Annotated in this window: 11 protein-coding genes; 2 read left to right on the forward strand and 9 right to left on the reverse strand. The window is 66.5% G+C overall.

Features of this window, described 5'->3' with window-relative positions; translation table 11 throughout:
- Nucleotides 1-8: 8 nt before the first annotated feature.
- Nucleotides 9-341: a heat shock protein HspQ gene (gene hspQ / locus AC5JDC_RS20240; protein ID WP_207770969.1), complete on the forward strand. Its 333-nt coding sequence runs from the start codon at nt 9-11 to the stop codon at nt 339-341.
- A gap of 77 nt (nt 342-418) precedes the next feature.
- Here hspQ and AC5JDC_RS20245 read toward each other — a convergent pair whose 3' ends face one another.
- Nucleotides 419-727 (reverse strand): hypothetical protein, encoded by a 309-nt coding sequence (locus tag AC5JDC_RS20245; RefSeq protein WP_133170060.1) that lies wholly within the window; start codon nt 725-727, stop codon nt 419-421.
- 281 nt (nt 728-1,008) lie between these two features.
- On the opposite strand from AC5JDC_RS20245, the gene mazG reads away from it, so the two are divergent.
- The gene (mazG, locus tag AC5JDC_RS20250; RefSeq protein ID WP_495844036.1) at nt 1,009-1,833 is read left to right on the forward strand and encodes a nucleoside triphosphate pyrophosphohydrolase; all 825 of its coding nucleotides are present in this window, start codon (nt 1,009-1,011) and stop codon (nt 1,831-1,833) included.
- A 76-nt stretch (nt 1,834-1,909) separates the two neighbouring features.
- On the opposite strand, the gene hflX is transcribed toward mazG, so the two are convergent.
- From hflX to AC5JDC_RS20290, 8 genes are all read right to left on the reverse strand, one after another.
- Complete coding sequence (gene hflX / locus AC5JDC_RS20255) at nt 1,910-3,229, reverse strand: GTPase HflX (protein ID WP_495844038.1); 1,320 nt, start codon at nt 3,227-3,229, stop codon at nt 1,910-1,912.
- An 81-nt stretch (nt 3,230-3,310) separates the two neighbouring features.
- The gene (gene hfq, locus AC5JDC_RS20260) at nt 3,311-3,559 is read right to left on the reverse strand and encodes an RNA chaperone Hfq (RefSeq protein ID WP_106771102.1); all 249 of its coding nucleotides are present in this window, start codon (nt 3,557-3,559) and stop codon (nt 3,311-3,313) included.
- Nucleotides 3,560-3,705: 146 nt separating this feature from the next.
- Nucleotides 3,706-4,566, reverse strand: a complete 861-nt coding sequence (locus tag AC5JDC_RS20265) for a D-amino-acid transaminase (protein ID WP_495844041.1) — start codon at nt 4,564-4,566, stop codon at nt 3,706-3,708.
- A gap of 82 nt (nt 4,567-4,648) precedes the next feature.
- Complete coding sequence (gene trkA / locus AC5JDC_RS20270; RefSeq protein WP_106771104.1) at nt 4,649-6,025, reverse strand: Trk system potassium transporter TrkA; 1,377 nt, start codon at nt 6,023-6,025, stop codon at nt 4,649-4,651.
- Between the two features lie 35 nt (nt 6,026-6,060).
- The gene (gene ntrX, locus AC5JDC_RS20275; RefSeq protein ID WP_106771105.1) at nt 6,061-7,422 is read right to left on the reverse strand and encodes a nitrogen assimilation response regulator NtrX; all 1,362 of its coding nucleotides are present in this window, start codon (nt 7,420-7,422) and stop codon (nt 6,061-6,063) included.
- On the reverse strand, nt 7,412-9,706 hold the full coding sequence (locus AC5JDC_RS20280) for a sensor histidine kinase NtrY-like (RefSeq protein WP_106771106.1): 2,295 nt from the start codon (nt 9,704-9,706) through the stop codon (nt 7,412-7,414). Before AC5JDC_RS20280 ends, ntrX begins: the two co-directional genes overlap by 11 nt.
- Nucleotides 9,707-9,862: 156 nt before the next feature.
- The gene (ntrC, locus tag AC5JDC_RS20285; RefSeq protein WP_106771107.1) at nt 9,863-11,323 is read right to left on the reverse strand and encodes a nitrogen regulation protein NR(I); all 1,461 of its coding nucleotides are present in this window, start codon (nt 11,321-11,323) and stop codon (nt 9,863-9,865) included.
- 1 nt (nt 11,324) lies between these two features.
- Complete coding sequence (locus AC5JDC_RS20290; protein WP_495844392.1) at nt 11,325-12,443, reverse strand: two-component system sensor histidine kinase NtrB; 1,119 nt, start codon at nt 12,441-12,443, stop codon at nt 11,325-11,327.
- Between the last annotated feature and the right edge of the window lie 2 nt (nt 12,444-12,445).

Below are 12,445 nucleotides of genomic sequence, written 5' to 3' on the forward strand. Positions count from 1 at the left end.
GCCCTGCCATGGCAATGACGAAAGCAACAAAATTCACGATCGGTCAGGTGGTGCGCCACCGGTTGTTCCCGTTCCGGGGCGTGATCTTCGACATCGATCCGGAATTCAGCAACAGCGAGGAATGGTACCAGTCCATTCCCGAGCACGCGCGGCCGCGCAAGGACCAGCCCTTCTACCATCTGTTCGCCGAGAACGCGGAGAGCGAATACATCGCCTATGTCTCGGAGCAGAACCTGCTCGAGGACAGGACCGGAGAGCCGGTCCGGCACCCGCAGCTCGGCGAGATGTTCGACAGGACGGAAGACGGCCGCTACCAGCCCAAGGCGCGCATGCGACACTGAGTCCGCCGGGATCGCAACGGGCGCTCGTGCCAAGGGCCCGGCCGAAAACGACCGGGCCCTGGTTGACCAATGGCTGGTCAGGGGCGCATCCAGGAATGGCTGGGCGTCACGCACTGGATAACCAGGCAGGAGCCGTCGGCCGCGGTGACGCGGCGGTTGGTGGGCGCCTGGCCGCCGGTGCACTGGTCGCGGCTGCCGGCATAGGTGTTGAAGAGTGTCAGGCCGGGAACCTTCTTCGACTGCGACCGCAGGATAGCCTTGCCGTCCCGCTTGAGCGCCGTCTGGATCTGAGCGCAGGACATGCTGGCCATATCGTAGCGTTCCATCGCGCCGGCCGATCCGGCGACGAGCAGCGTGGACAGCGCAGCGAGTATCAATCGTTTCATGGGAGGAGAATCCTGTCTGCCTTCCTCCCATTCGGATTTTTTGTTCCCTTGAGCGCCCCTTCTGCCGCGGGCCCCCGAGAGGTATGTACCGACACAGGCCATGCAAGGAGCCGGAAGGCGGGCTCCTGCCAAACTTGCTGCCGCTCGCGCGATCGTGAAGCGCCTTTTCCCGGGACACACGGATGCCCGCCTTGTCGGCCTTCGCTGTCTGGGTTGTGCATAAGTCGCCCCGCGTCCCGCGGCGCATGGGCAGTGTTCCAAGCCTGGGCTAACGTGATGCCATGCAGCCGTCCCGCGACATTTCCCGCCTGATCGAGATCATGGCCGCCCTCAGGGCACCGGAGGGCGGCTGCCCGTGGGACGTCGAGCAGACGTTCCGCACGATCGCGCCCTACACGATCGAGGAGGCCTACGAGGTCGCCGACGCCATCGCCCGCTCCGACATGGACGACCTCAGCGAGGAGCTCGGCGACCTCTTGCTGCAGGTCGTCTACCATGCCCGGATGGCCGAGGAGGCCGGCGAATTCACCTTCGGGGACGTCGTCGAAGGCATCACGAGGAAAATGATCCGCCGCCACCCGCATGTCTTCGGCGATGCGGACGCCCGCAGCGCCGGCATGGCGAAGGGCATGTGGGAAAAGATCAAGGCCGAGGAGAAGGCCGAAAAGCGGGCGGCGCGGCTGGCGCGCGGCCGCGATCCCGAGGACAACGGCAAGGGATATCTCGACGGCGTGCCCCTCGCCTTCCCGGCGCTGACACGTGCGCTGAAGCTTCAGGAAAAGGCCGCAAGGGTCGGATTCGACTGGAAGGAAGCCGCCCCCATCCTCGACAAGATCGAGGAGGAGATCGCCGAGCTGCGCGAGGCGATCGACAGCAATGACAAGGCGGCAAGCGAGGACGAGTTCGGCGACCTTCTGTTCGCTCTGGTCAATTTCGGGCGGCATCTCAAAATCGACCCGGAAGCGGCGCTCGCCGGCACCAACGACAAGTTCCGCACCCGCTTCCATATCGTCGAGCAGGCGCTGCGCGCGAGCGGGCGCACGCTTGAGGAAACATCATTGGAGGAAATGGAGGAGGAGTGGCAGCGGGCGAAGGCGGTGCGGTAGGGATTGTCCACGTTGTGGCGGAATGATCGACCTATCTTCAGAACGCACCCGATGCCGTCAGGAACGTTCCCGTCGATCAGACAGGGCGTGAGCGCCCGCCCGCGTTCTTCAGCCTGCTTTCGATCTCGGCGCGGGCGGCGGCCGTCGCCAGCAGGCCGATCGTGACGCTGCCGTCCTCGTTGTCGCTGCGCGCCACGACCTCGCCGTTGCGGTAGATCCAGTCGACCAGGCCGAGCTCGGCCGGTTGCAGCGTGATCTCCACCTTGCCGAGCGACCCGGAAAGCCGCTGCTCGATGAGCGTGGTCAGCCTGTCGATCCCCTCGCCCGTCACCGCCGAGATCGGCACGGCCGGATGGGTCTCGCCGGCCGCCTCTTCGAGCAGCCGCTGCCGGTTCGGCTCGTCCAGCAGGTCGATCTTGTTCCAGACCTCGATCACCCGCTCGCGGTCGGACGCATCGATGCCGAGGTCGGCGAGGATGCGCTCGACATCCTCGGCCTGGGCCGCCGTATCGGGATCGGCGATGTCGCGCAGGTGCAGCACCAGATCGGCTTCCACTACCTCTTCCAGCGTGGCGCGGAAGGCGGCGACCAGATGCGTCGGCAGGTCGGAGATGAAGCCGACGGTATCGGACAGGATCACCGGCGTGCCGTGCGGCAGGCGCACGCGCCTGAGCGTCGGGTCGAGCGTGGCGAACAGCATGTCCTCGGCCAGCACGCCGGCGCCGGTCAGCCGGTTGAACAGCGTCGATTTTCCGGCATTGGTGTAGCCGACGATGGCGACCACCGGGAACGGCACCTTGCGGCGCTTGGCGCGGTGCAGGTCGCGGGTGCGGCGCACCTGCTCGAGCTCGCGCTTCAGCCGGATGATCTTGTCCTGCAGCGCGCGCCGGTCCGCCTCGATCTGCGTCTCGCCGGGACCGCCGAGGAAGCCGGCACCGCCTCTCTGCCGCTCCAGGTGGGTCCAGCTGCGCACCAGCCGCCCCTTCTGATAGGTGAGATGCGCCAGGTCGACCTGCAGCGTGCCTTCCTTGGTGCGGGCGCGGCGGCCGAATATCTCCAGGATCAGGCCGGTGCGGTCGAGCACCTTGGCGCCCGTCTCCTTCTCCAGATTGCGCTGCTGCACCGGCGTCAGCGGATGGTCGACAATGAGCAGCCCCGCCTCGGTGTCGCGGATCGCCTCCGCCAGTTCCTCGACCTTGCCGCTGCCGAACAGGGTTGCGGGGCGCGGCTCGTTGACTGCCACGGCGGCCGAGTAGGTGATGTCGAGGTCGATCGCCGCGGCCAGGCCGACGGCCTCCTCCAGCCGCGCCTCGGCGGAGCGGGCGAGCCGCGGCCGGCTGCGGTCGTCGTCGCCGCGCGGCGCCGGCAGCAGCGGTACGACCACCACCGCGCGCATGACGCCGCCTTCAGAGGAAGCCGCGTTCCTCTTGCCCTTGTCGGAGAATGCTCCGGTACCCGCGGAAGTGTTTTTGGTCAATCAGGAGCCTTGGCTACCGTCCTCGGCGTCGAACATCTGCACCGGCTGGCTGGGCATGATGGTCGAGATCGCATGCTTGTAGACGAGCTGCGAATGTCCGTCGCGACGCAGGAGGACACAGAAATTATCGAACGAAGTCACCACCCCGGTCAGCTTGACGCCGTTGATCAGGAAAATCGTGAGTGGATTCTTGCTCTTGCGAACAGAGTTCAGGAACAGGTCCTGAAGATTCTGCGATCGTTCCGCCATCGTTCTTTACTTTCGCCGGTCCCCTCGGAAATGCAGGCCAGTGCGCCAAAATTCTTAGCACGTGTCAAGCACGCAAATCCTGCCCCTGCCCCGGTAACGGGCAAGTGCCATGAGACTGATTCATATGACTACCGGTGTGGCGGTTATCAGGCCGGGCGCTTTTCCGCAACGTCAAAAAAGGCAGCGCGCAACGAAAGCGCCACCGAGCCGGGATGGCCGTTGGCCACCGGGGCGCCGTCGATGGCCACCACCGGCATGACCACGGTTGTCGCCGAGGTGATGAAGGCTTCGCGCGCCGTCTTGGCCTCGGCGACGCTGAAATGCCGCTCCTCGACCGTCAGGCCGAGCTTTTTGGCGACGTCGAACAGCGTGGTGCGGGTGATGCCGCGCAAGATGCCCTCGTCGGCGGGGCGCGTCACCAGCCTGCCGTCCCTGGTGACGATCCAGGCATTGGACGAGCCGCCCTCCTTGACGTTGCCGTCGACGTCCACGAACCACGCCTCCTGGGCACCGGCCTCCTTCGCCCGCTGCTTGGCAAGCACGTTCGGCAGCAACCCCACGGTCTTGATGTCGACGCGCTCCCAGCGGTTCTCCGGCACGGTGATGATCTTGATGCCGGCTTCGGCGCGCCTGGCGTTGACGGCGGGATCTGCCTTTTTGGCGATGACCACCAGCGATGGCCGGGTATTCGCCGGAAACAGGAAGTCGCGGCTGGCGACGCCGCGCGTCACCTGCACATAGACGAGGCCGTCGCTCACGCGGTTGCGGCGCACGACCTCGCCGATGACGATCTCCAGCGCGGCGCGACGTACCGGCCAGCCGATCGACAGCTCGCGCAGCGAGCGCTCGAGCCGGTTGAGATGGCCGGTCATGTCGACGATATGGCCGCGCGCCACCTCGCAGACCTCGTAGACGCCGTCGGCGAACTGGTAGCCGCGGTCCTCGACATGCACGCAGGCCCCCGCATGCGCGACATAGCGGCCGTTCACATAGGCAATGCGCGGCATTCATCCGATCCTTGATTGCGGGAAGGTTTTGGTAACCGATTCCATGCGCCGGCAACAGCATCGGCCAAGGGTTCAAAACCCCTCAAAAGAACTCCAGGCTGACCCGGAACATCTGCTCGACCTGCTTCACCGCCTTCTCCAGCGCGAAGATGACCACCCGGTCCTTTGCCTTGATGCGCAGCGAGCCGCTCGGCTTGATGACCCCCCCGTCGCGATAGACGGCGCCGATGCGCATGCCGTCCGGCAGGTCGAGATCGCGCAGCGGCACGCCGACCAGCGGCGAGGTCTCCAGCGCTTCCGCCTCGATCACCTCGGCGCCGCCGCGCTGCAGGCTCTGCACGGCGCGGATGCGGCCGCGCCGCACATGCTGGAGCACACGCGAGACGGTGACCGAGCCGGGATTGAGCGTGGCGTCGATGCCCACGGTCTTGGTGATGTCGAGAAAGCTCGGATTGTTGATCAAGGCCAGGTTCGACTTGCAGCCCAGCCGCTTGGCCATGACGCTCGACAGGATGTTCACCTGGTCGTTGTTGGTGAGCGCCACCATCAGCTCGGCGTCGTGGATGTCGGCTTCCATCAGCAGGCGCTGGTCGAGCGCGCTGCCGTGCAGCACAACGGTCCGGCGCAGCGAATCGGCCACGGCGACCGCCCGGTCGCGGCTGGATTCGATGATCTTGATCTTGGTGCGGGCCTGCTTCTGCTCGATTGTGCGGGCGACAAACAGACCGATATTGCCGCCGCCGGCAATGACGATGCGGGTCGCCTCCTGCTCCTCGTGGCCGAACAGGCCCATGGTGCGCCGCACCTGGTCGCGCGTCGTCACCACATAGGCGATATCGCCGACGAAAAGCTGGTCGGCCGAATGCGGAATGAACAGCTTTCCGGCGCGGCTGACGCCGACGACCGTTGCCGGCAGGTCGGGGAACAGCTGGCTGAGCTGCCCCAGCGGCGTGTTGATGACCGGGCAGTCCTCGAGGCACTCGATGGCGACGGCGGCGATCTTGTCGTCGGCGAAGCGCATCACGTCCATAGCGCCGGGCAGTGCGATGCGCCGCAGCACCATCTCGCCGACCTCCACCTCCGGCGAGATGATCACGTCGATCGGCAGGTGCTCGCGCGAGAACAGGTCCTGGTAATGCGGCTGCAGATAGGCCTGGGCGCGCAGCCGGGCAATCTTCATCGGCACGTTGAACAGCGCATGCGCGACCTCGCAGGCGACGATGTTGACTTCGTCGTAGAAGGTCACGGCGATGATCATGTCGGCCTGTTCGGCGCCGGCCTTTTCCAGCACGTCGGGATGCGCGCCATGGCCGACGAAACCGCGCACGTCGAGCGCGTCGCGGACCGTCTGGATGAGGTCAGGCGACGTGTCGATGATCGACACGTCGTTCTTCTCGGCCGCCAGCCGCTCGGCGATGCCGTAGCCAACCTGCCCCGCGCCGCAGATGATGACGCGCATTCAGACGCCGCCGGAAAGGAGAGAGCCGCCTGGCATCACACGCCCAGCGACTTGAGCTTGCGGTGCAGCGCCGAGCGCTCCATGCCGATGAACTCGGCGGTGCGCGAGATGTTGCCGCCGAAGCGGTTGATCTGCGCCACCAGATACTCCTTCTCGAACATCTCGCGGGCCTCGCGCAGCGGCAGCGCCATGATGTGGTGGTCGGACTGATTGGGCGCGCGCGGCATCACGTCGCCGATCTCGGAGGGCAGCAGATCCGCGGTGATCGGCGCCTCGACGTCATCGCCGCGCACCAGAATCATCAGCCGCTCGATGTTGTTGCGGAGCTGGCGCACGTTGCCCGGCCAGTTGTGCGCCTGCAGCACCGCCATGGCGTCGTCGGCGATGCGGCGCGGCTTGATGCCGGCATTGCGGGCGACCTGCTTCATGAAGCTGTCGACGAGATACGGGATGTCCTCGCGCCGCTCTGCAAGGCCGGGGACCAGCACCGGCACCACCGCCAGCCGGTGGAACAGGTCTTCGCGGAAGCGGCCTTCGGCGATCATGCCTTCGAGGTTCTGCGCGGTCGAGGAGATGACGCGGACGTCGACCTTGACCCGCTTCGTCCCGCCCACCCGCTCGAACTGCTGCTCGACCAGTACGCGCAGGATCTTTGCCTGGGTCTCGCGCGGCATGTCGGCGATCTCGTCGAGATAGAGCGTGCCGCGATGCGCCTCCTCGAGCGCGCCGACCTTGCGCTCGGTGCCGTTCGATTCGGTGCCGAACAGCTCGATCTCCATGCGCTCCGGCGTGATGGTGGCGGCGTTCAGCGACACGAACGGCCCGGTCTTGCGCGCCGAGTTGGCATGGATGGCGCGCGCCACCTGCTCCTTGCCCGAGCCGGACGGGCCGACGATCATGATGCGGCTGTTGGTGGGCGAGACCCGCTCGATGGTCTGGCGCAGCTGGCTCATCGCCGAGGACATGCCGATCAGCTCGAAGGTCTCGGCGCTGCGGTTGCGCAGTTCGGAAACCTCGCGCTTCAGCTTGGACGTCTCCAGCGCCCGCTCGGCCACGAGAATCAGCCGGTCGGCCTTGAACGGCTTCTCGATGAAGTCGTAGGCACCGCGGCGGATCGCCGACACCGCCGTCTCGATGTTGCCGTGGCCGGAGATCATCACCACCGGCAGGTTGGGGTGCATCACCTTGATCTCGTCGAGCAATGCCAGCCCGTCTAGCCGCGACCCCTGCAGCCAGATGTCGAGGAACACCAGGCGCGGCACCCGGTCCGCGATGCATGCCAGGGCGCTGTCGGCGCCGTGCGCCGTGCGCGTCTCGTGGCCCTCGTCGCTCAGGATGCCCGCGACCAGTTCCCGAATGTCTTCTTCGTCGTCGACGACAAGGATGTCAGATGCCATTGCCGACCTTTTCAGTCTCTCGTTGTTCTTGCGAAGGCGCGACCTCGCGCTTCGTCTCTCCGTCGGCCGCCGCGGCCGGGAAGAACAGGCTCACCATGGCGCCCCTGCCGCCGTGGAAGTCCGGCGGAGCGTCGTGCAGTTCCAGCCTGCCGCCATGGTCTTCGACGATCTTCTTGACGATAGCGAGGCCGAGGCCGGTACCTTTCTCGCGGGTCGTCATGTAGGGCTCCAGGAGGCGCTGCCGGTTCTCGCGCGGCAGCCCCTTGCCGTTGTCGATCACGTCGACGCGGATCATCCCGGCGTCATTGCTCGCCACGACGCGGACCACGCCGCCCTCGCCGTCGACGTGGTCGGCCGCGTCGATCGCCTCGGTGGCGTTCTTGATGACGTTGCCGAATGCCTGCGCGAGCAACCGGCTGTCGAATCGGCCTTTGAGCGGCACGCCGCCATAATCGCGCTGGAAGGCGATGTCGGAACGGCTCACCTCGATCAGGAAGGAGGCTTCGCGCAGCGCCTCGCGCAGGTCGATCTCCTTCATCTCCGGCTTGGGCATGCGCGCGAAGGCCGAGAACTCGTCAACCATGCGGCCGATGTCGCCGACCTGGCGGATGATCGTGTCGGTGCACTGGTCGAAGACCTCGCGATCCTCGGTGATGACCTTGCCGTAGCGGCGGCGGATGCGTTCGGCCGAAAGCTGGATGGGCGTCAGCGGATTCTTGATCTCGTGGGCGATGCGGCGGGCGACGTCCGCCCAGGCCGAGGTGCGCTGCGCGGTGACGAGATCGGTGATGTCGTCGACGGTGACGACGAAGGACTGCTCGCCGGCGCCCACCTCGCTGCGCTCGTGCGTCACCTGGACGTTGAAGGTCCGCTCGGCGCCGGCGCGCGAGAAAGTGACCTGCTCGCGATAGACCGGCTTTCCGGAGCCTCGGCCGATCTCGAACACTCGGCCGACATGCGGCAGCAGCTTCGACAGGTTCTGCCCGACGCCGGCGCGCGCCGAGATGGCCAGCATCATCTCGGCCGAGCGGTTGACGATGGTGATGGTGCCGCTCGGGTCGACGCCGATGATGCCGGCCGTGACGCCTTCCAGCACCGCCTCGGAGAAGCGCCGGCGTTCGTCCGCCAGATCCTTGGCGGACAGGATCTCGTTGCGCTGCGACTTGAGCTGTAACAGCATCTTGTTGAACGTGTCGCCCAGCGAGGCGACGTCGCCGTCGGATGCCCTGACGGGCACCGCCACGTCGAGATTGCCGGTCGCCACCTCGTCGGCGGCGCCGATCAACTGGCGGATCGGCCTCACCAGCCGGTCGGCGACGGCGATACCGGTCCAGATCGCCGCCAGCACGATCACCAGCGTCACGCCGAGATAGAGCAGCGCGAAGGCGATCTGGGTGGTGCGGCGGTTGGCCTCCAGCCCGCGATAGGCGTCGGTGTTGGCGGTGACGATCTGGCGTGCCCGGATCACGTCAGGATCGACCAGCCGGATGGTGTAGAGATAGGTGTCTTCGAAATCGCGCAGCTTCACCACCGCGCCGACGATGTTCTTGGTGCGCGGCTCGATCAGCACCGGCTTGCCGTCGGCGGCCGTCTGCACCGCCTCGATCGGCACTTCCGGCATGGCGAAGTCGGCCGCAGTCTGCGCCGTCATCAGGAACGAGCCGTCGGAGCGGATGAGCGCGGCATGCGCCAACGCCCGCCCGACCGCCTGCTGGCTCATGAAATCGCGAAAACCGGTGCGGTCGAGATTGTAGAGCGTGCGGGCGTTGGTCAGGTCGTAGGCCATCGACAGGGTGGTGCCCTGCAGGTTGCGCGCATTCTCGAGCACGTAAGCCTCGGCGATCGACAGCGACGAGTTGACGATCGTCTTGGTGCGGATCTCGAACCAGCGGTCGAGGCCGACGTCCAGCGTGATCGAGGCGAAGATCGCCACGATCAGCGCCGGGATCGCCGCGACCACGGAGAACAGCGCGACGATGCGCACATGCAGGCGCGCAGCTGCCTTGCCGTCCTTGCGCGCCACCAGGATACGCCGCACCTCGCGCGCGATCAGCCCGATCAGGAAGATCACGAAGGCGGCGTTGACGCCGATGATCAGGGCGAGCGTCGTGGTGCTGTCCGGCTCGATCGGCGTCGCGCCGACCAGCACGGCGAAGGACAGGCCGGCCGTCACCAGCGCGCCGACGACTGCGATGATGCCGGTCAGCGCGAGCAGCCGCCGTCCCTCGAATGCCCTGGCATTCGGGAACACGGGCATCGGTGCGGTCGGTATGTTGATGGCCATGCCTGTTGGATTCGTCCGAAACGAATCCGATCTATGCAATGCATTGTGGCGATTATGCAACAAAGCTGCCGGCTATGGAACCGATGGTCCCCAAAATTTGCAGCACGCCGGCGGCCGCCCGTCATCGGCGAGCCGCCAGGATCGGCTGTGTCGATCCTAACCCGGCTTCGCCGCCCGGTAGACGTTGACGCCGAGCTCGCGGATCTTCTTGCGCAGCGTGTTGCGGTTCAGGCCGAGCAGGTCGGCGGCCTTGATCTGGTTGCCGCGCGTCGCCGTCATCGCCGCCAGCACCAGCGGAAACTCCACCTCGGTGAGCACGCGCTGATAGAGGCCGGACGGCGGCAGCTCGCCGGCGAAAGCTGCGAAATAGCGCTGCAGATAATGCTCGACCGCCTGGCCGATCGACAGATCGTCCGGCAGCAGCCGGCCGCCCGGCATGCTCGGCTGGTCGGCGGTCTTCAGCTCCTGCTCGATCACCTCGGCGGAGATCTCGTCCTGCGCGTAGAGCGCCGCCAGGCGGCGAATCAGGTTCTCCAGCTCGCGCACATTGCCCGGCCAGGGATAGCGCTTCATCAGCTCGATGCCGCCGGAGGAGATGCGTTTTGTCTGCAGCCCCTCCTGCTCGCCCTGCTTGAAGAAGTGGCGGACGAGGTCCGGTATGTCCTCCGAGCGTTCGCGCAATGGCGGAAGACGGAGCGGCACGACATTGATTCGATAGAACAAATCTTCCCGGAAGAGGCCCTGGTTGATGAGCGAGCGCAGGTCCTTGTTGGTGGCCGCGACGATGCGCACGTCGGTCTTGATCGGCGTGCGGCCGCCGACGGTCGTGTATTCGCCCTGCTGCAGCACGCGCAGCAGCCTGGTCTGCGCCTCCATCGGCATGTCGCCGATCTCGTCGAGGAAGAGCGTGCCGCCCTCGGCCTGCTCGAAGCGCCCGGTCGAGCGGTTCTGCGCGCCGGTGAAGGCGCCCTTCTCGTGGCCGAACAGTTCCGATTCGATCAGGTCGCGCGGGATCGCCGCCATGTTGATGGCGACGAACGGGCCGTTGCGGCGGCGTCCGTATTCGTGCAGCGCGCGCGCCACCAGTTCCTTGCCGGTGCCCGATTCGCCGTTGATCATCACCGTCAGGTCGGTCTGCATCATGCGCGCCAGCATGCGGTAGATGTCCTGCATGGCCGGCGAGCGGCCGACCAGCGGCATCGAGTCCGCCTGGTCGTCGGCGCCGGGATCGCCGAGCGGCCGGCGCCGCGGCTCCGACAGCGCCCGGTTGACGATGGACAAGAGCTCGTTGAGATCGAACGGCTTCGGCAGATATTCGTAGGCGCCGGTCTCGGAGGCGCGGATCGCCGTCATGAACGTGTTCTGCGCGCTCATGACGATGACCGGCAGTTCCGGCCGCGCCTTCTTGATGCGCGGCAGCATGTCGAAGGCGTTCTCGTCGGGCATCACCACGTCGGTGATGACGATGTCGCCGTCGCCGGCCGCCACCCAGCGCCACAGCGTCGCGGCGTTGGAGGTGACGCGCACGTCATGGCCGACCCGTGACAGCGCCTGGTTGAGCACGGTGCGAATGGCGGCGTCGTCGTCCGCCACAAGGATGTTGCCGCGGGGCTTCATGTCACCTCTCCGTGCCGTCGCTGGCCGGCGCTTCCTTCCACGCCGGCATGAGGATGCGGAAGGTCGTTCCGCGTGTCGTCGAATCGCATTCGACGATGCCGCCATGCTCGCCGACGATTTTCGCGACCAGCGCCAGGCCGAGGCCCGAGCCGTTCGGCTTGGTCGTGATGAACGGGTCGAACAGGATCGGCAGCAGGTCGTCGGGAACGCCCGGGCCGTTGTCGTGGACGCAGAATTCGAGCGGCAGCGACACCCGATCCTGCGAGCCCGGCGCCGAGACGCGGATGCCGGGGCGGAACGCCGTCGACAGCGTGATTTCAGCGCTCGGCACGTTGCCGGTCGCCTCCGCCGCGTTCTTGATCAGGTTGAGGAACACCTGCACGAGCTGGTCGCGGTTGGCATAGACCGGCGGCAGCGACGGGTCGTAGTCCTCGATGACCTTGACCTTGCTGGCGAAGCCGTTGCGGGCGATCGCCTTCACATGGTCGAGCACCACATGGATGTTCACCGGATAGCGGTCGATCGGCCGCTCGTCGGAAAACACCTCCATGCGGTCGACCAGCGAGACGATACGGTCGGTCTCGTCGGTGATCAGACGGGTGAGCGCCCGGTCGTCGTCGGAAACCACAGTCTCCAGCAGTTGCGCGGCGCCGCGGATGCCCGACAGCGGGTTCTTGATCTCGTGCGCCAGCATGGCGGCGAGCCCGGTCACCGAGCGCGCGGCACCCCGGTGCGTCATCTGCCGGTCGATCTTATCGGCCATCGACCGTTCCTGGAACATGATGACGACCGAACCCGGCAACTCCGGCACCGGGGCGACATACAGATCGACGATCCGCTCGATGCCGAGCCGGGGCGACGACAGGTCAACGCGGTATTCGTTGACCGGCGCGTTGCGCTCGCGCACCTGGTCGATCAGCGTCAGGATCGGGCTGCCGAACGGCACGAAGCGCGCCAGCGTGGTGCGCGCCAGCATCGGTGCGCTGGAGCGGAAGAAATCCTCCGCGTCGGCATTGGCGTAGGTGATGTGCCCGTCCGGCCCGAGCATGATCACCGGGCGCCGGATCGTGTTCAGCACGATCTGTGCGGCCTCTTCGGCGCCGGCAGGCGGTGGCACCATGT

Source organism: Kumtagia sp. (assembly GCF_059502445.1).

Bases quoted from the DNA above. Each gene is read 5' to 3' on its own strand.
- hflX (WP_495844038.1), bottom strand. From the start codon at position 3,229: ATGCGCGCGGTGGTGGTCGTACCGCTGCTGCCGGCGCCGCGCGGCGAC.
- AC5JDC_RS20280 (WP_106771106.1), bottom strand. From the start codon at position 9,706: ATGGCCATCAACATACCGACCGCACCGATGCCCGTGTTCCCGAATGCC.
- ntrC (WP_106771107.1), bottom strand. From the start codon at position 11,323: ATGAAGCCCCGCGGCAACATCCTTGTGGCGGACGACGACGCCGCCATT.
- trkA (WP_106771104.1), bottom strand. From the start codon at position 6,025: ATGCGCGTCATCATCTGCGGCGCGGGGCAGGTTGGCTACGGCATCGCC.
- ntrX (WP_106771105.1), bottom strand. From the start codon at position 7,422: ATGGCATCTGACATCCTTGTCGTCGACGACGAAGAAGACATTCGGGAA.
- mazG (WP_495844036.1), top strand. From the start codon at position 1,009: ATGCAGCCGTCCCGCGACATTTCCCGCCTGATCGAGATCATGGCCGCC.
- AC5JDC_RS20265 (WP_495844041.1), bottom strand. From the start codon at position 4,566: ATGCCGCGCATTGCCTATGTGAACGGCCGCTATGTCGCGCATGCGGGG.
- AC5JDC_RS20245 (WP_133170060.1), bottom strand. From the start codon at position 727: ATGAAACGATTGATACTCGCTGCGCTGTCCACGCTGCTCGTCGCCGGA.
- AC5JDC_RS20290 (WP_495844392.1), bottom strand. From the start codon at position 12,443: ATGGTGCCACCGCCTGCCGGCGCCGAAGAGGCCGCACAGATCGTGCTG.
- hfq (WP_106771102.1), bottom strand. From the start codon at position 3,559: ATGGCGGAACGATCGCAGAATCTTCAGGACCTGTTCCTGAACTCTGTT.
- hspQ (WP_207770969.1), top strand. From the start codon at position 9: ATGGCAATGACGAAAGCAACAAAATTCACGATCGGTCAGGTGGTGCGC.